The 17293-nt window shown below is 62.7% G+C and carries 14 protein-coding genes; 8 read left to right on the forward strand and 6 right to left on the reverse strand.

The features are described from left to right. Positions 1–579: 579 nt before the first annotated feature. From BUB20358_RS26075 to BUB20358_RS26085, 3 genes are all read right to left on the reverse strand, one after another. Positions 580–1476, reverse strand: a complete 897-nt coding sequence (locus BUB20358_RS26075) for a LysR family transcriptional regulator (protein ID WP_035975634.1) — start codon at positions 1474–1476, stop codon at positions 580–582. Positions 1477–2015: 539 nt separating this feature from the next. Next, positions 2016–2321 (reverse strand): YciI-like protein, encoded by a 306-nt coding sequence (locus BUB20358_RS26080; RefSeq protein ID WP_035975636.1) that lies wholly within the window; start codon positions 2319–2321, stop codon positions 2016–2018. Between the two features lie 51 nt (positions 2322–2372). Next, positions 2373–3434 (reverse strand): aldo/keto reductase, encoded by a 1062-nt coding sequence (locus tag BUB20358_RS26085; protein ID WP_006767229.1) that lies wholly within the window; start codon positions 3432–3434, stop codon positions 2373–2375. A 754-nt stretch (positions 3435–4188) separates the two neighbouring features. Between BUB20358_RS26085 and BUB20358_RS26090 the strand changes: the two genes are divergently transcribed. The 4 genes from BUB20358_RS26090 to BUB20358_RS26105 all read left to right on the forward strand — a co-directional run bounded on the left by BUB20358_RS26090 (position 4189) and on the right by BUB20358_RS26105 (position 8224). Further along, positions 4189–4665: a universal stress protein gene (locus BUB20358_RS26090; protein ID WP_158380464.1), complete on the forward strand. Its 477-nt coding sequence runs from the start codon at positions 4189–4191 to the stop codon at positions 4663–4665. Positions 4666–4845: 180 nt separating this feature from the next. Continuing rightward, complete coding sequence (locus BUB20358_RS26095) at positions 4846–6018, forward strand: FAD-dependent oxidoreductase (RefSeq protein ID WP_158380465.1); 1173 nt, start codon at positions 4846–4848, stop codon at positions 6016–6018. Further along, on the forward strand, positions 6011–6730 hold the full coding sequence (locus BUB20358_RS26100; RefSeq protein ID WP_158380466.1) for an HAD family hydrolase: 720 nt from the start codon (positions 6011–6013) through the stop codon (positions 6728–6730). The genes BUB20358_RS26095 and BUB20358_RS26100 overlap by 8 nt, the downstream gene beginning before the upstream one ends. A 1308-nt stretch (positions 6731–8038) precedes the next feature. Next, a complete protein-coding gene (locus BUB20358_RS26105) occupies positions 8039–8224 on the forward strand; it encodes a DUF3563 family protein (RefSeq protein WP_035975644.1) in 186 nt (61 codons plus the stop codon). Positions 8225–8420: 196 nt separating this feature from the next. Here the strand turns inward: BUB20358_RS26105 and BUB20358_RS26110 are convergent, their stop codons facing one another. Then, a complete protein-coding gene (locus BUB20358_RS26110; protein WP_174484783.1) occupies positions 8421–8828 on the reverse strand; it encodes a VOC family protein in 408 nt (135 codons plus the stop codon). Between the two features lie 220 nt (positions 8829–9048). On the opposite strand from BUB20358_RS26110, the gene BUB20358_RS26115 reads away from it, so the two are divergent. From BUB20358_RS26115 to BUB20358_RS26130, 4 genes are all read left to right on the forward strand, one after another. Then, a complete protein-coding gene (locus tag BUB20358_RS26115; RefSeq protein WP_035975646.1) occupies positions 9049–9486 on the forward strand; it encodes a hypothetical protein in 438 nt (145 codons plus the stop codon). A 190-nt stretch (positions 9487–9676) separates the two neighbouring features. Next, on the forward strand, positions 9677–10585 hold the full coding sequence (locus tag BUB20358_RS26120) for a LysR family transcriptional regulator (RefSeq protein ID WP_006767235.1): 909 nt from the start codon (positions 9677–9679) through the stop codon (positions 10583–10585). Positions 10586–10952: 367 nt separating this feature from the next. Next, the gene (locus BUB20358_RS26125; protein ID WP_035975648.1) at positions 10953–12827 is read left to right on the forward strand and encodes an amidohydrolase; all 1875 of its coding nucleotides are present in this window, start codon (positions 10953–10955) and stop codon (positions 12825–12827) included. Between the two features lie 259 nt (positions 12828–13086). Then, on the forward strand, positions 13087–13740 hold the full coding sequence (locus BUB20358_RS26130) for a hydrolase (RefSeq protein WP_006767237.1): 654 nt from the start codon (positions 13087–13089) through the stop codon (positions 13738–13740). Positions 13741–14004: 264 nt separating this feature from the next. Here the strand turns inward: BUB20358_RS26130 and BUB20358_RS26135 are convergent, their stop codons facing one another. Together BUB20358_RS26135 and BUB20358_RS26140 are read right to left on the reverse strand one after the other, a co-directional pair. Next, positions 14005–15387, reverse strand: a complete 1383-nt coding sequence (locus BUB20358_RS26135) for a hypothetical protein (protein WP_128567397.1) — start codon at positions 15385–15387, stop codon at positions 14005–14007. Between the two features lie 17 nt (positions 15388–15404). Then, positions 15405–17141: a ShlB/FhaC/HecB family hemolysin secretion/activation protein gene (locus tag BUB20358_RS26140; protein WP_035975650.1), complete on the reverse strand. Its 1737-nt coding sequence runs from the start codon at positions 17139–17141 to the stop codon at positions 15405–15407. Between the last annotated feature and the right edge of the window lie 152 nt (positions 17142–17293).

Genomic DNA, 17293 nt, shown 5'->3' on the forward strand with positions numbered 1-17293 from the left:
AGCAGGCAGCCAAACCAACCGTAAAACCGGACATTTCTAAATAGCCAGAAAGCGGGCATTTGAGAATGGCTTTGACAATGTTCGTGGCAGCCATATCCTGATGTCGTGTTCTGGCTATTTGCAGATGTCATGTTTTGACTGCTGGCATGCTGGACGGCTGGTCGAGCAAGCACGGGAGCCGACCATGCCGCCAACCGGATCGGTGACACTGACGATGCGCGAGCTGGATCGATTCAAGGTCATTCACGACGTAGCCGACGGCGAGCCCAAACCATGGCGTGCAGCAGAACGGCTGGCCTGAGCCCGTGTCGGGCGCGGCGTGCACACCGCCGGTGTATGTAAATGACGCAACGAGCCGGCTGATGATGCAGCACTTCACGCCGACCGATTCGACCTTCAGCTATGTGGAGGTCCACGCGAACGTATCCGGAGCGCTACAGCAAACCGGCGACTTTCTACGACGGCGACAAGTACAACGCGTCCCGCAATACGAGCGCCGGCAAGAAAAGCCACAGCGCGACGCGCTTCTGCCGAGCAATGTACGAGCCGGACATCGACGCGTTTGCGCAAACGGCCTTCTCACAACTCCGTCGGCCGAGCGGACAAATCGAGCGTCGCTCTTCCGACGACATCCGCGAGAAAGTCGCTGACCGCCCTGACCCTCGCAGACATGCTGATGTCCGAATGCACGACGAGCCAGACATCGTTCGAGAACACATCGGACGGAGGGATGACCTGTACGAGATCGTCGCTGGCAACCAGAAAATCCGGAATGACGGCAAGCCCGACTCCCGCGCGAACGGCGGCGAGCTGCGTCGGCAAACTCGAAGTCACGAGCGCGATGTCGCTATCGGCTACCCGGCCGGCTGCCCAGACGGCCGCCGGAAGATGCGCGTGGGCATCGTCCCATACGACGAACGCTCGCCCTGCGAGCGGATTCTCGCCGGCCGCCGGATTCGCTTGCAAATAGTCGCGCCGCGCATACACGGAATACGTCATTCGCCCCAGCCGCCTGACCTTGAGATTCCCGCGATCCGGTCGCACCATCCTGAGCGCAATGTCGGCTTCCTGACTTTCGAGTTCGGCCGTCACGGTGCTCGTTACGATCTCCAGCCGAATCAGCGGATACTGCTCGCGAAATCGTGCGAGCGCCGGTATGACGAGATCGGTCGCGATGTTCTCCGACGTAGCCAGCCGCACGGTACCGGACGGCTGGTCGGCGAGCCCGTAAGCGCTGCGCTCGACTGCAAATACACCGGCCTCGACCATCTCCGCTCCCTTCAGCACTCGCTCCCCTTCGAGGGTCAGCGTGTAACCGGTCGGGCTGCGCGAGAACAGCGTGGCACCGAGGTTCGCTTCGAGTTCGACGATTCGGCGGCTGACCGTCGAAACGCTGACGCCCAGCTCGGCCGCCGCCCTGCTGAGGCTGCCCGTTCTCGCTACGCACAGGAAATACCGCAGGTCATTCCAGTCCATCGACGGATCTCTCCACTGAGTCTGCCAACCACGCGACGATTCGGTGCCGGGCGAGCAGAATGTCTGCCCGATTGAATTGGTGCGACCATCGTCGTCGAAGCGTTGGGCTGCGGTTCGCGTAGACATATGCCGGCAAGTCCCGATGTAGCCGGGCCGCGACGATTGTAGCGTTGCCGGTGTCCGCCGCGACATACGGCGTCGTTCATGTCGACATGACGGCTCACGCGGTACGACCGATGAATTGACGCTACGGCGGGAACGTGGCCCCGTCGTAGCTGAAAACTGCCGACAGCTCGTTCGTCGGCGATGTCGTGCGGCTGACGACGATTCCGCCGTCGCAGCGGCCGGCGAGTAACGCGAGTGCCCTCTCCTTCGGTCGGCGATACCGCGGTGGCAGCAGCCACGTTTGCGAATGGGTCCGACTTGCGCCACAGTCGTGTCGATCATGACCCGAACGGCAGGCAACCCAGTCCACGAGAGTCGCACGCATTGCTCATGTGGACCGGTTGCCTCCCGCGCTTGGGGGATGACAAGTAGCACTACGGCTCCCCAACCGGCACGGTTGCGTCGTCACCCACCGTCGTCGCCCATTCCCGGATGTGCCAACGAGTCACCAGCCCGTTGACGACATACGGATCTTGCGCCGCGTACTGCTCGACTTGTTCGACGCATTCCGCCCTGAACAGCAAGACGCCCGAATCGAGCGGATCGGTCAGCGCGCCTGCGAGCAGCAGCTCGCCTCGTTCATGGGCTTGCCACGCCATACGCAGATGCGAGTCGCGATACTTCTCGCGGCGCGATGCAAAATCAGGCGCGAACTCGAAGAAAAGCAGGAAGTGCCGCATTGGTTCCTCGTGTGAAATCGCCCCTCGCGCACGACGGGACAACGCCAAGCATCACGACGCGCTCGACACTTTTCCTGCCCACAAATCAACCGGCCCGAGGCGATCCGCGCCTTGCGTCGCGAGCATCCAGCCCGGATATTCCGGCGGAAGCTGGCTCACTTCGTCGAGTTTCGCGATTTCATCGTCGGACAGCGTAATGCTGGTCGCGGCGATGTTGTCCTCGAGCTGGCTAAGGCGTTTTGCGCCGACGAGAACCGACGTCACGACCGGCTTGGACAGCAGCCACGCCAATGCAATGCGGGCCGGACTGCAGCCGTGCGCTTCGGCAATCGGGCGCAGTACGTCGATGACGTCCCACGCCCTCTCCTTGTCCACGATCGGAAAGTCGAACCCGGAACGACGCGAGCCTTCGGCCGACTGGTTTTCGCGGCTGAACTTGCCCGACAGCAAACCGCCGGCAAGCGGGCTCCAGACGAGCAGGCCAAGTTTCTCGGCTTCCAGCAGCGGCACCAGCTCCCGCTCCAGATCGCGACCGGCGATCGAGTAGTACGCCTGCAGCGTGTTGAATCGCGCGAGATTCAGCCGCGCCGAAACGCCGAGCGCCGTCGCGATGCGCCATGCCTGCCAGTTCGATACGCCGATATAGCGGACCTTGCCGTGACGGATCAGATCGTCGAGCGCGCGCAACGTCTCGTCGATCGGCGTGATCATGTCCGTCGCATGGATCTGGTAGAGATCGATGTGATCGGTCTGCAGCCGCTTCAGGCTCGCGTCGACGGCGTCCATGATGTGGCCGCGAGACGCACCCACGTCGTTGCGGCCAGGCCCCATGCGCATATAGACCTTCGTCGCCAGCACCACGTCCTTGCGCGCAATGCCGAGATTCCTGAACGACTGACCGAGCGTCGCTTCGCTCTGGCCGCCGGAATAGACGTCGGCGGTGTCGAAGAAGTTGATGCCGGCGTCGATGCTCGCCTTGACGAGTTCATCCGCGCCGGCCTGATCGACGTTGCCGATATGCTGATAGACACCCGTGCCGCCGCCGAACGTCATCGTGCCGAGGCATAGCTGCGAAACCAGCAGGCCGGTATTACCCAAGGTCTTGTACTTCATGATGGGCTCCCATTAGGACAGGAAAATGGATTGCATTGGCGGTCGCGACGCGCGATCCGTCAACGCGCGATACGTATCTCGACGACGGTCGTCATCTATGCGCCGATACTCTTTGGCTGCCTGCTCCAGGACTTCGGTTCGATCGCCGGAGCCAACGCAGGCAACGAGCCGACCTTGCGGTGCGCCGTCGCGATTTGCGTCTGTGACGATATTGTGGGTGCCGGCCGCGCACAGTTAAATACGAAAAAGCGGCGACCCCTTTTCCATATCTGGAAAGCCTTGCGAATTCGCGCGGCCGGCGTTGCGAGATCGCGGTCGACACCGAAGCGGGCCGCCACGTGGCGACGGCAGTCGTCATTGAACCCGTGGCGAAACGCGCGTACTTGCCGTCGTAGGCGGTTGCGTCGATACCGGCAACGCACGCGGCCATGCGAGCCGATAGCGGCTGTCACGCAACCGTGCGGCACACAAACGGACGGAATGGATTCCAGGAACCGAAACCGGTCCACCGATTCGACGCAGTGCGCCGACTGTCGCTCTTGCCTTCGGTGTCAGCACGGTGCCCGTTCGCCAACATGCCGATTCATGCAATGGGCGTGCCCCGCAAGCCGGACGTCAGATCGCGCAATCCCACCTGCCGTAACGAACCCACGTCGCTCACTTTGATTTAAGTCCGCGGCATCACTATGGCGAGGTGGCAAGCGAGCATTTCGTTTGTGCAATGGCTGACGCTTACCTTAGCCGGGGTTATGGGATGTCGACGAGTATCGTTGTTGGAATCAGTGAAAACGCCACGATGTCGATCTTTTCGAAGGCGCTCGATATTGCGCGTTCGCGCGACGCACGGATCATCGCCGTTCATGTCTTCGACTGCCCGATTCCGTGCCGCGCCCGCCTGGACTACTGCAATTGGGAATCGATGATTGCTGCGGAGCGCGCGCGCGGACGGATGACGCTGGAGCGTGCACTAGCAAGATTCGACAACGGCGTGCCTGCCGTCGAGGGCAGGATGTTGATGCGCGGAACGACGGGTTCCACCGTCGGCCGCGATATCGCGTCGATTTGCGAAGCGTCGGACGCCGACCTCGTGATACTCGGCAGCCGGCGCCAGGGATGGTGGCGCTTTCTCGACGAAGACGTCGCGCGCAATGTGCGCAGGCATACGTCCACGCCGGTGCAGATCGTCGATGTCGCGTTCGACGACGCACGTCCGCGCGAACATCGATCTTAGAAACGTAATGACGCTCTGCCCCTCCGCAGCGCCATCGATGGCGGCTCTGATTCCGTAGATCCAGCGTCGACAGGCAGACGCCGCTGCCGATGCCGACCATCAGCCAAAAATTTTCTCGGGACGCGTGGCCTCCCGGTATGTGAAAGCTGTTTTTCCCGTGTGATACACAAAGGAGAAGTCGTGGAATTCGATTACTTGATAATCGGCGGTGGCATTCAAGGCCTCATTTTGCTGGACCGGATGCGTGCGCTGGGCCTGAACGTATGCTGCGTCGAACGCGCAGCCGATGTGGGAAGCGGCCAGACGCTGCGCTCCCAATTCTATGTGCATCGCGGCCACTTCTATACCGAGCGCGATCTGATCTGGCAGCTCAACGACGGCTATCCGATGTGGCAGCGCATCGTGCATCGCCTCGGCGTGCGGATTCGCTCGACCCGATCGTACATCGGCTTCACCGGAGACAGCGGGGCCTGGACCGATGCATGGGACTCGCAAGACGTGCCGTATACCCACGCTACCGGCAAGAGTGCCGTGCTCGAAGGCCATCGTCTCGCGGAGGTATTCACGTTCCCGCACATGCTGATCGACGGGCGCGAGTTTGTGGCGAAACTGTCGGATGCCAATCGCCATCTGATCCGTCTCGGCGAGATCGGCAACATCATGCGCAGTAACCGCGGCTATCGCTTCACGTTGAACGGCCAGGCGATGTCTACGCGCAAGATCGTCGTCTGCGCGGGCGCCGGAACGCCGAGCGTGCTGTCCGGCATCGACGGGCTCGACCGCAAGGTCGAGGTCCAGACTCGCCTGTGCCAGGTGCTCGTAATGCGAGGGAAGTTGCCCAACGAAAGCGTGCTCGTGCCCGATGCGCAGATGTTCATTGCACCGCAATACAATCCCGACGGTTCTCCCGTGCTGCTCTATACTTACGGCACCGATCCGGTCGACGCAGGGAACGGCGACGCATTGGATATGGAACGCATCGCCCGGCAGGTCGACGCGTTGAACCGGACGCTGCCGGCCTTGGGTGCCGCGGCGGCATCCGGCGACGTCTACCTGGCGAGAAAAACCGAGAGCGCGATGCTGGGCCGCGGCCTGCGCCCGAACAAGGCTTTTGTCGAGCGCGTCGCCGACGATGTCCTGTGCGTACTCCCCACCAAGCTTTCGCTCGCGATCAACGCAGCGGATGAAGTGCTGGCGAAACTGGGTATCCAGCACCGGAAGCAACCCGAACCGGTCCCGGTCGGCGTCCCACCGCACTACCTGGTGAACCATGCCGTCAACGCTTTCCGCAGGGCGCAGCACGCGGTGTTGAACCATGCCGCCACGACGCACCGTGGAGCGCAACATGCATAACTACTATGTTGGCTTCGACCGGGACGGCACGCTCGAACTGCCCGGACTGCCCGTCCCCGAGCAACTTCGGCGGCAACTGCATCGCTTCCAGGACGCCGGCGCCCGTCTGTTCATTGCTTCCGGCAAGAGCTACGACGTGCTACGCCCGATTTGCGCGGAAATCGGCCTCAGGCCGTGGATGTATGCATGCGAGAACGGCGGCCATATCGTGTTTCCGGCGACGGGGAACGAATATGTCCGCGAAGCCGACGCGGACCTGAAGCGTTTCGTGGCCGCGGTCGACACGCTCGATCTGCCGCCGTTTCAGGAGGAAGCCAAGCGCTCGATCTGGTCGAAGAAGTTCGGTGCGGAGTCGCTGCACGCGAAGGCGATCATCGACGACTTCGTCACGCAGCGCGGCTTGAATCTCGATGTGTTTGCCTATCCGGACGGCGATGGCGGCCTTGACGTCGTACCGCGCGGCATCGACAAGGTGAATCTGCTGCGCTTCTTGCCGCCCGATGCCGTGATCCACTACTTCGGCGACGGTGACAACGATCTCGGCATCATGCGCGCAGCGCACGTGCAGCCGCATACCGTTGCCAATGCGAAACCCGTCGTCAAGGCGTGCGTCGCCGCGCGGGGTGGCCACGTGTCGGCGCTGCGGGCCGGATACGGCGTCGCAGAGGGTCTTGCGCTGCTCGCCGGCGAAAGGCTCGACACCGCAGCCTGAACCCGCCTCCATCGTGTGGCGTCGGCGTGGCCGACACACACGCATCTTCTTCGTCTCCAACGACATCATGGCACTCGAGTTTCTTCTGCCTTTCGCCTTCTTCTTCGTCGGGCTGTACGGCCGGCAATGGAACGTCGCGCGCGACCGCGCCGTGCGCACGCTATCGTGGATGATCTCGTGGATCATGCTGCCGGCCGCAGTCATCTCGTCGATGAGCAGCCTGCATCTCGACCGTTCCGTCCTGCTCCTGCCGGCAGCAAACCTGTTCATCGTCGTCGGGCTGCTGCTCGTTACCGGTGTCGGCGCAGCGCTGTTCAAAGTACAGCGCCGGACCGCCGGGGCGGCCGTCATTGCGTGCGGGTCGCTGGAGGGCGGCAGCATCGGCCTCGCGCTCACGCTCACGCTGTTCGGTTCCGCGCTGCTGCCGGAGTTCTTCGTGTTCGACGTCACGCATGCATTCCTGCTGTTCACGCTTACCTATCTGGTGGCCTGCGTGTTCGGACGGACCGGTGAACACACGGGCCGCTTCATCCGCGCGTTCGTGCTGGGTCCCATTCCGGTTGCGATCGTGGTCGGCCTGCTGCTCAACGTCGCGCACGTGCATATCGATCCGATGATCTACGCGACGCTTGGTGCCGTCAGCTATCTGATCCTGCCCGCCGTCATGACCATCCTCGGTTTCCGCTTCGCATTCAACGTGCGGTACCTGAAAATTTCGATCGTTCTGACGTTCGCGAAAATTGTCGTCGGCTATGTGCTCGGCGCACTGTTCGTGCATCTGTTCGAGCCGTCGGCTCGGGCCAGCTCGATCATCCTGCTCAGCGCGTGCCTGCCGCCCAGCTTCCTCACGCTGGTTTTCGCGGAAGACCAGCGCCTCGACAGCGAATTCCTCGCGACCTTCCTGCCGGTTTCGGCGATCATCGCATTCGCCGTGCTGTATGCGGGCTTCAGGATGTTTCCCGCATTGCTTTGACCCGGTTCGGCCTGCATCGTCACGCGTCGCCAAAAGTCGCGCGCACGCGCCGTAACGGCAAGATGTTCGACGCGGTCCGAAGCGGCCTGTATGCGCCTGTCCCTCCCTGCAACTTGCCGAATGCGCGTGCGCTGCGCGCTTCGGCCCATCTCCTCTTCTCTCGCCAAACTGAACGTCGCGATCGCACAGCTCTGCACGACTTCGATACACCGACAGACGAGCGGGCGACCGCGCAGCACACGGGCTCATGTAGCGCTCATTCCCGGCAATTACGCTTGTTTTTGCGGCAAGTTCATTTCGTACGGCACGCCGTAACGGGCTATCAGGAGAAGAGAATGATCAGCAAGCTGCTTGCGCGAATCTTGAAAACGCTTATCGATCGGGAATACAGACGAAGGGACGCTTATCTGAGCGCCGCGACGGATCTGGCCGATCTCGAGCGGCGCATCAAGTATTTCGAATCCAATCACGCACCTTTCTCCATGTATTACGACGAGCGTCCGCGCGACCGGAAAGACTGATCACGCGTCGCCGATGCCGAGCGAACAAGTTGCCCGGCAGCGCGCCGATCGAATGCATGCCGAAGCGATCGATCGGCGCGACGGCGAATCGCCGATTGTCATGCTTCATGCGGCGCACGACATCGCTTTCTTCCCGCGCGGCACGCGCGCAAGCGCCGCACTGCAGCGATTCGACGCGAGTACATCCGACACCGCGTCATTCATCGAACGTCCCGCGATATTCAGCCGCTGCATCCGCACGCGTATTCAGTTCGAACATCAACCCGCCCGGCGCGCGGCAAAAGAAGCGCGAACCGCGCCCGTTGTTGAAGATATCCGTCTCCATCGCGACGCCGTCGTCGCGGAAGCGCTCGAACAGCGCGCGAACGGCATCGAGATCCGGCAGCTCGAAGCCGACGTGGAAATTCGTCGGCCAGGCGGGAACGCCGTCGCCGACGTGCTCGATCACGACGTCGAAACCGGGCCGCTTGAGGATCCACGATTTGTCCCAGCTCCCCGCGATCGTGAAGCCGAGATACTGCTCGAAGAATCGTGCGGTCGCGAGCGTGTCGGCCGACGGGAAACTGAGGTGATTGAGCTTCATCGTTTGTGTGATGCGAGTCATTGTCTTTCTCTCCGTCATCGATGATCGGCGGAGGCCCGATGCCGTTCCGCCAGACGACGTCAGCATATAAGCGGCCGCTAGCACCCCGCAATTCGCATTGCGCGCACACGTAGCATCCCCGCGAAACCCGTGTGGAATCGCGCCGCGGCGTGCGGCGGGCGATCGTCGCACGCCGCACCATTCGCATTCGGCGCGTCGAACGCCGACGTTCGGAGGCCGATTGACGAACTCGAAGCTCGGCTATTGGCTGCGACGCGTGCTCCAGCTGTGCGAGCGCGCGCAGCGGCGACAAGCCGAGCGCATGGATGATCGAATCGTTCGTGCCGAGATGCGGCGGCAAATCGAGGCGCGGGCGGCTGCCGAGATCGTCAGCGGTTTCCTCGAGCGTGTGCCGCGGCATGTGGAAACGGATGCAATCGAACGCGCTCTTCGGATCCGCAACCCCGATGCGATCGAGATCGTCGATCGTCACGGTCCCCGTGTCGTACGGGACAAACGGCGCACAGCGGCCGTCGAACGACAGATCCTGTTCACCGAACGAACGCAGCTGCAGGTCGAACAGATCGGCGTCTTCGAGTTCGTACGGCGCGGTGCGCCGCATGTTTCTGCGCAGCGTTCTCAGCCGGTTGATCCGATTCGTCCGTTCGGCAGCGCCTGACTGACGACGGTTTGCCTGACGTCGGCAGGAATGAAATCGGCGCACGCATTGTCCGCTCGGCAGTCGTTCATGAGACGACGCAGGCGAGCGGATGGGAACGCCCCAGTCCGGCAAAATCGCGGCGCTGCACGCTGGCCCGGTGCGGCACCGCGCTGGTATGATGCGCCAGCCTCCCCTACCGGAATTCGCGATGAAGCTGTCATTCGAAGCGCTCGAAGCCCTGGACGCGATCGACCGCACCGGAACGTTTGCCGAAGCAGCGGAACTGCTGTATCGCGTGCCGTCCGCGCTCACCTATCTGGTGCAAAAACTCGAAAGCGATCTCGGCGTCGTCCTGTTCGACCGGAGCGGCCGGCGGGCGAAGCTCACGCATGCGGGGCGCGTCGTCGTCGAAGAAGGCCGGCGTCTGCTGCGCGCGGCCGAACAGCTCGAAATGAAGGCACAGCGCGCGCAGCAGGGCTGGGAAACGGAAGTCCGGATTTGTATCGACGAAATCCTGCCGTTCGACGCACTGTGGCCGTACGTGCACCAGTTCTACGCGCTGGAAATGGACACGCGGCTGCGATTGTCGACCGAAGTGCTCGGCGGCACCTGGGATGCGCTGATTTCGCGCCGGGCGGATCTCGTCGTCGGCGCAGCGGGCGAGCCGCCGGAGCTGCCGAACATCGTCGCGCGGCCGATCGGCTCGCTGAAGCACGTGTTCGCGATCGCACCGACGCATCCGCTCGCTGCGTTGCCCGAACCGCTGTCGATGGCATCGGTCGTCGAATATCGCGGTGCGGTGATCAGCGATACGTCGCGCGAACTGCAGCCGCAGTCGGTCGCGATCGATGCGCACCAGCCGTATCTGGCCGTGCCGACGCTCGCGGCCAAACTGGACGCGCAATGCGAAGGCCTGGCCGTCGGCACGCTGCCCGAATGTATCGCCGCACGCGCGATCGCCGAAGGCAAGCTCGTCGCGCGCGAGGTAACCGGGATGCGCGACACCACGCATTGCTATCTGGCATGGCGCGGCGACGAGGCCGGCCGCGCGCTCAATTGGTGGGTCGAGCAGCTCGACCGCCCCGATCTCGTCGACTGCTTTACCGCGCTGGACTGATCCTGCCGTTTGCGCTGCCGCGCAGGCCGACCGTTCGCAGAACGCGCGCGGCTGCCCGCAGCGCGACCCGCGTTCCCGCTCGTCCGTATCGCGCATCGAATCGCGCCGGCAAAGGCCGGTGCGCGCGGCCGTCGTCGATGGCAAGCGGCGGGTCCCGCCGTCCGCGTATTCCACATCGGCGAGCCGCGCCACGTCGCGCGCCCCGGCATCGGCCGCCGGTTCCGCGCCCTCGCCTTTCAGATCGTTTAAGCCGCCGCTCAGGACTTTAATCCGCGCGTCCCCTACCGTAGCGATACGGTGCCGGCACGCGACAGCGAGCCGGCGCGCTTTCACGACTCGCCGCGCGAGTCTTCACGGGAAACGCCAGATGACAGCCCAGACGAACGACGTGCCGATCGCAGACACGATCTTTTTCAACGGCAAGATTGCCACGCAGGACGACAAGCGATCGTTCGTCACCGCGCTCGCGGTCAAGAACGGCCGCGTGCTCGCGGCCGGCAGCGAGCACGACGTGATGCGTCATGCGGGCGGCAGCACGCCGCGCATCGACCTGAACGGCCGCACCGTGATTCCGGGGCTGAACGATTCGCACCTGCACGTGATTCGCGGCGGCCTGAACTTCAACATGGAGCTGCGCTGGGACGGCGTGCCGTCGCTCGCCGACGCGCTCGACATGCTGCGCCGCCAGGTGCAGCGCACGCCGGCGCCGCAGTGGGTGCGCGTCGTCGGCGGCTGGAACGAACTGCAGTTCGCCGAGCGCCGCTTGCCGACGCTCGACGAGATCAACGCGATCGCGCCCGATACGCCGGTGTTCATCCTGCACCTGTACGACAGCGCGCTGCTGAATGCAGCCGCGCTGCGCGCGGTCGGCTACACGAAGGACACGCCGAACCCGCCGGGCGGCGAGATCCAGCGCGATCGTCATGGCAATCCGACCGGTATGCTGGTCGCGCGGCCGAACGCCGGGATCCTGTATGCGACGCTCGCGAAAGGTCCGAAGCTCGGCTACGACGATCAGATGAATTCCACGCGGCATTTCATGCGCGAGCTGAACCGGCTCGGCGTGACGAGCGCGATCGACGCCGGCGGCGGCTTTCAGGCGTATCCCGACGATTACGCGGTGATCATGGACCTCGCGAAGCGCGGCGAACTGACGATGCGCATCGCGTACAACCTGTTCACGCAGAACGCGAAGCAGGAAATCGACGACTTCGCGAAGTGGGTGAAGATGACGAAGCCCGGCGACGGCGACGAGTTCCTGCGCGTGAACGGCGCGGGCGAGATGCTGGTGTTCTCGGCCGCTGACTTCGAGGATTTCCTGGAGCCGCGCCCCGACCTTCCCGATTCGCTCGAAGCCGAACTGACGGCGGTCGTGCGGCTGCTCGTGCAGAACCGCTGGCCGTTCCGTCTGCACGCGACGTATGACGAATCGATCACGCGCTTTTTGAACGTGTTCGAGGCCGTGAACCGCGAAATTCCGTTCAACGGGCTGCGCTGGTTCTTTGACCACTGCGAGACGATCTCCGACGCGAACATCGCACGCATCGCGGCGCTCGGCGGTGGCATCGCCGTCCAGCACCGGATGGCGTATCAGGGCGAATACTTCATCGCCCGCTACGGCGCCGGTGCGGCCGCGCGCACGCCGCCGATCCGCGCGATGCTCGCGGCCGGCCTGCCGGTCGGCGCGGGCACCGATGCGACGCGCGTAGCGAGCTACAACCCGTTCGTGTCGCTGTACTGGATGGTGTCCGGCCGCACGGTCGGCGGCACCGCGCTGTACGGCGAGCGCAACCGGCTCGACCGGATGGAAGCGCTGCGCCGCTATACCGTCGGCAGCGCATGGTTCTCCAGCGAGGACGACCGCAAGGGCGCGCTCGTGCCCGGCCAGTATGCGGACTTCGCGGTGCTGACGGACGACTACTTCACCGTCGACGAACCGCAGATCAAATATCTGTCGTCGGTGCTGACGGTCGTGAACGGCAAGGTCGTGCACGCCGACGACGAATTCGCGCCGCTCGCGCCGCCGCCGCTGCCGGTCAGTCCGGCGTGGTCGCCGGTTGCCGAATTCGGCGGCTACAGCCGCTATCGACCGGTCGCGACCGCGCGCGCGTGCATCGATAGCTGCGCGAATCAGTGCGGCGTGCACGGGCACGGCCACCTCGCCGCATGGCGCAACGACGTGCCCGTGAGCGACGACAAGGGATTCTGGGGCGCGCTCGGCTGCAGCTGCTTCGCGTTCTGATTCGCGCGCTCGGCCGCGCGCGATGCCGGCGCAACGCTGCGCCGGCGAACTTGACACGGCGGCGTCGCCCGCCGCCCGACCGTGGACGATCGGCGCCCATGCCGGCATCGAGCGTCCGACGTGTGCGCCGCCGCGCCGCTCGTCGCGCGGCAGCGTACGGTGCACACGCCTCTTCCCGGCCCTGCCGACCCGATGTCGGCACGGCTCAACACCCGCGCGTCGATCCTGCGACGACGCGAAAACTCGATGGAGAATTGCAATGCCCACCGCAAAGGCCCAACCCGGCAAGACGCTGCTCGACCCGACCAATCACACGCTGATCATGATCGACTTCCAGTCGCAGATGTCGTTCGCGACCAAGTCGATCGACGCGAACCTGCTGCGCAACAACACGGCGCTCGTGTCGAAGGCCGCGAAGGAGTTCAACGTGCCGACGATCCTGACGACGGTTGCCGAAAAGAGCTTCTCGGGCCCGATGTACGACGAGATCACGTCGGTGTTCCCGGACGAAAAGCTGATCGACCGCACGTCGATGAACACCTGGGAAGATCCGCGCATCGCCGAGCGCGTGAATGCGATCGGCAAGGACAAGATCGTGCTTGCTGGCCTGTGGACATCCGTGTGTATCGTCGGCCCGTCGCTGTCGGCGATCGATCAGGGCTTCGACGTGTACGTGATCGCCGACGCGTGCGGCGACGTGTCCGACGAGGCGCATGAGCGCGCGATGCAGCGCATGATCCAGGCCGGCGCGCGTCCGATGACGTCGCTGCAGTACCTGCTCGAGTTGCAGCGCGACTGGGCGCGCACGGAAACATACGCGCAGACCACGAAGACCGCCGCGCAGCACGGCGGCGCATACGGCCTCGGCATCACGTACGCGAAGACGATGTTCGGCGCGAGCGAAGGTCACTGATGCTGCTGCGGAGGCGGCGCGCATCGCGTGCCGCTTTCCGCAAACGAGGCCACCTGCGGTCAGCCTGCCCGTCAGCGCACCGCCGGCGATATGCAGCGCAGCACGATTCTCGGCAGCTTCCTTCCAACTGTCGGCCTGCTGCAAATACTGCGCTTTCAGCGCCGGATCGTCTGTACTCTTTGCCGCGCGGGGTTGTGTTTGCGTGGTCTCGAAATATCGATCTCCTTGTACTGCGTTGCGACTCAGAATGAACTCGGTAAGGCATCACCGGATAGTGATGTTATGGACGAGCAGTTCCGATCTATCCGATCCACGTTCCGCCGATAAATAGAACTTGACATGATAATCGGGCAGCCATACACCGTGCATTTTTAATATGGGCAGATCGGCGCCGATCCAATCACATTGGAATTCAAGCGCCGAACCAGTGAGAGCAGGAAAGACAGACGATGCAGCCTTAGTCTTTCCAAAAACACAATCCTGGCGGGTGTACCCGTTATAACTTGGCGCCGGAAACGGAAGCGACAACTTCTCGCCAGATTGAAACGGCATATTTTGCGCGACAATTTCCGCGTCATCCGTGAAAAGCGCCAGCGGAGTTGCGTACTCATAGGTCACCTGCCGGTTTCTCAACGGCATAAGGCCGTAATACATGCCAAAATCCACTACTTGCGTCGCACCTGCGTTGTCAACAGTGCGGAGCAATTCAGTTATAACTCCATCGTTTCGTCGGTTTGTAATGGTGTACACAAAACCCTTCCCGCTAGTAAGCGCGAGATTCCCGGCCCACTCGCCATCAATCGTAATGGTCGAAAATGGCAGGTGTTGACTGCCATCGGCGGGCAAGACAGTCCGCATCGCAGACGGCAAAGCTTGACTGTCAAACGCTTCATCCAGATACGATCGTGGATCGGTAACGACGTCAGCAAGAACGGTCGGGCGGCCGCCCAGAATCTTCATAAATTCGAGTGACATGCGCCGACGTGCGGGATCAGCCATCGACAGAATAGTGTCGATTCGCAAAGTCAGCTCTTCACATTCGTTGAAGGGGAAAGGTTTTGCTTTCATCCGTGCCGCGAACCGTGCTGAAAATGCCGTAGCATATTCCGCAACAGAATCGAGTCGATCGCCGATAGTATCAGCGTCATCTTGAGAAGCTTTCGCACTCGGAAGTATCTCGATTAAATCGAACATGGCCTGCAATGCGCGTGGTGGTAGTTTATTGATCGAGTCGACACGTTTCAGCTCGCGAAGTTTATCTACATCGCATCCGTTTCCGAGGGAATTCACCAATTCTTTTGTTCGCTCCAAGGCGCGAAGGCGACCATCAGGCGACAATCGCTGCTTCCATATCAATTCCCCCATTCCCGCGTGAGGAACTGCGCGCAACTGTGCCGCCGCCGCCGGATTGCTCACCAAATCTTCACTGAATCGCATTACGATCTGGCCTTGCGGAGAATCGGGATCGATACCCTTCGATATCATCTGCGCGCGGATACCGTCGATTTTGCGTTGCTGGGAAGCATTGAGCGAAGTGCTGGATCGCTCCGTATTCGCATTCGAAGCCGGTTCCGGTGCTGATGCCGCATGCGCAGTAAGGGCGCAAAACGTCATCAGAGTCGCGAGTAATGTCGTGCGTATGGTCATATGCTTTGGAAGTAGCGTCAGAATTGAGCCGTCGCCTGAAAGCCGATCGTGATGCGTGTGGTCGGAAATCTTGACGGCTTGTAGACGGGTGTGCCAGCGAACAGGTCGTAGCCGACGCCGGCGAATTTCGATGAGAGACTGCCCTTTACACCGATCACCGCGCCCGCGAGCTGCGTGCCGACCAGCGCAACGGGTTGCGGGCCCCATACGTGGCCGTAATCCAGACCCGCGTAGACTGCCTGCCCCGTCTGGCCGATCGGCGCCTGCAATTCGTTGCGCCAGTAGAAGCCGCGCGCCCCGGCAAGCATCGTCTCCCCATCGAAGCCGCGCACAGTGTAGCGACTACCGATTGTCAGATCATCGATGTAGTACAACGTATTGCCCGTGTACTGGCCATGGAAGGTCGTGACGTAGCGAAACGGCTGCTGCGCGATTGCAAACGGCACCGACAGGTTCGCGTCGAGCACCGCCATCTTGTAGCGGTAGGTCGGGCCGCCGTCGGCCGCCAGGCTGTCGTGCTGCGCGCCGAATGCGCCGATCCCCTGCCGGTACGCGAGCGTGCCATCGAACTGCGCGTTGCCGAAGTAGTGCCGATCGGTCAGGCCGAACTCGACGAACGTGTTGTTGCGGCGTTGCTGTGGAATCTCGGTATCTTCGATGAAGCTCTGGCCGAAGCGGCGCGAGAGCCGGACCTGCGCGCCGAACACGTCGTTCTGGCTGCGCGACAGCACACGGTTCAGCTTGAAATCGACCGTCTTCGAGTTGCCGCTAGCGATGAACGTCTGGTTCACGCCGGCGATCTGCTGGTAGTACGTGTTCGTGTACGCCGAAAGCGTCGCGGTCCAGTAACCCCACGGAATCGAGTAGAAGCCGTTCCAGCCGTGCGAGCCGAGGCGCTTGTCGCCGAGTTCGAGATCCTGGCTCACGCCGATGTTGAAGACATCGTTCAGTCCGAGAGGGTTGTCGATGCCGAGCGACAGGTTGCCCTGCAGGCGGCCCGTCGCGCGCGTGCCAGAGTTGTCGATCGACGCGACTACCGTCCAAGGCTTGCCGCGCTTCACGTCGAGCACGACATCGCTCTCGCCGGGCACGTCGGCCGGCACGATCTGCATCGACACGTCCTGGCTCGATACGCGCTTCATCTGCTCCAGGCCCTGTTCGAGATCGCGCAGGTTGAGCAGTTCGCCATCGTGGGTTGGGAACGCGGTTTTCCAGGTGCCGCGGAGCTTCTCGTCGGCAAAGCGCACGTGGCGGATTACGCCGGGGATCAGCGAAAACTTCAGGGTACCGGTCGATAGATCCTGTTCGGGCAATAGCACACGCGTCGTGACGTACCCGCGCGCCAGGATCGCCTGCGACAGGCCCTTGACCAGCACGTCAATGCCTTGCTTGCCGATACACGCGCCCGCGTAATGGTCGAGCCATTCGCGTGCGAAGGCGAAGCGGTCTATCGGCAACGCCGACGCACCTTGCGCTTTCACGGACGTGGGTAGCGCGTCGGGCACGTCGAGCGAGAAACGATCGATGCGAAAGCAGGGCGACTCCGACGGCAGCGTCGGATACGCGGCGCTCGCCGTCACGTCCGAACGCACTCCGGGCGCAGAGATTGCCCGCTCGCGCTCACGCGCCTCTTCCTGCTGTCGGATTTGCTGGTCGTTTCCCTGAGCAGCCAGGCGCGGCGCTTCCTGCGCCGACACACTTGTCGCTATCAATAGCAGTGCTGCTGCAGAGTTCCCCCGGCGAATAGTTCTCATATTTTTTCTAGGCATGTAGTCACGGACTTCGATTTCTTATCGGAATCGCCTAAATGCCACAACCACCCATCTAATTGACCTTCCCCCTCCAAAGTATCCCACTGTAAAGTTAGTGGCGAGGCCGCAGGAGAAACCTTGTCATGAAGAAATCG

Origin of the sequence: Burkholderia dolosa (genome assembly GCF_902499135.1) — a bacterium.
GTDB lineage: Bacteria > Pseudomonadota > Gammaproteobacteria > Burkholderiales > Burkholderiaceae > Burkholderia > Burkholderia dolosa.

What these genes read in the sequence shown, in the direction of transcription:
- BUB20358_RS26090 (WP_158380464.1), top strand. Translation starts at nt 4,189, where the DNA reads ATGTCGACGAGTATCGTTGTTGGAATCAGTGAAAACGCCACGATGTCG.
- BUB20358_RS26105 (WP_035975644.1), top strand. Translation starts at nt 8,039, where the DNA reads ATGATCAGCAAGCTGCTTGCGCGAATCTTGAAAACGCTTATCGATCGG.
- BUB20358_RS26120 (WP_006767235.1), top strand. Translation starts at nt 9,677, where the DNA reads ATGAAGCTGTCATTCGAAGCGCTCGAAGCCCTGGACGCGATCGACCGC.
- BUB20358_RS26110 (WP_174484783.1), bottom strand. Translation starts at nt 8,828, where the DNA reads ATGACTCGCATCACACAAACGATGAAGCTCAATCACCTCAGTTTCCCG.
- BUB20358_RS26130 (WP_006767237.1), top strand. Translation starts at nt 13,087, where the DNA reads ATGCCCACCGCAAAGGCCCAACCCGGCAAGACGCTGCTCGACCCGACC.
- BUB20358_RS26125 (WP_035975648.1), top strand. Translation starts at nt 10,953, where the DNA reads ATGACAGCCCAGACGAACGACGTGCCGATCGCAGACACGATCTTTTTC.
- BUB20358_RS26080 (WP_035975636.1), bottom strand. Translation starts at nt 2,321, where the DNA reads ATGCGGCACTTCCTGCTTTTCTTCGAGTTCGCGCCTGATTTTGCATCG.
- BUB20358_RS26075 (WP_035975634.1), bottom strand. Translation starts at nt 1,476, where the DNA reads ATGGACTGGAATGACCTGCGGTATTTCCTGTGCGTAGCGAGAACGGGC.
- BUB20358_RS26140 (WP_035975650.1), bottom strand. Translation starts at nt 17,141, where the DNA reads ATGAGAACTATTCGCCGGGGGAACTCTGCAGCAGCACTGCTATTGATA.
- BUB20358_RS26135 (WP_128567397.1), bottom strand. Translation starts at nt 15,387, where the DNA reads ATGACCATACGCACGACATTACTCGCGACTCTGATGACGTTTTGCGCC.
- BUB20358_RS26085 (WP_006767229.1), bottom strand. Translation starts at nt 3,434, where the DNA reads ATGAAGTACAAGACCTTGGGTAATACCGGCCTGCTGGTTTCGCAGCTA.
- BUB20358_RS26100 (WP_158380466.1), top strand. Translation starts at nt 6,011, where the DNA reads ATGCATAACTACTATGTTGGCTTCGACCGGGACGGCACGCTCGAACTG.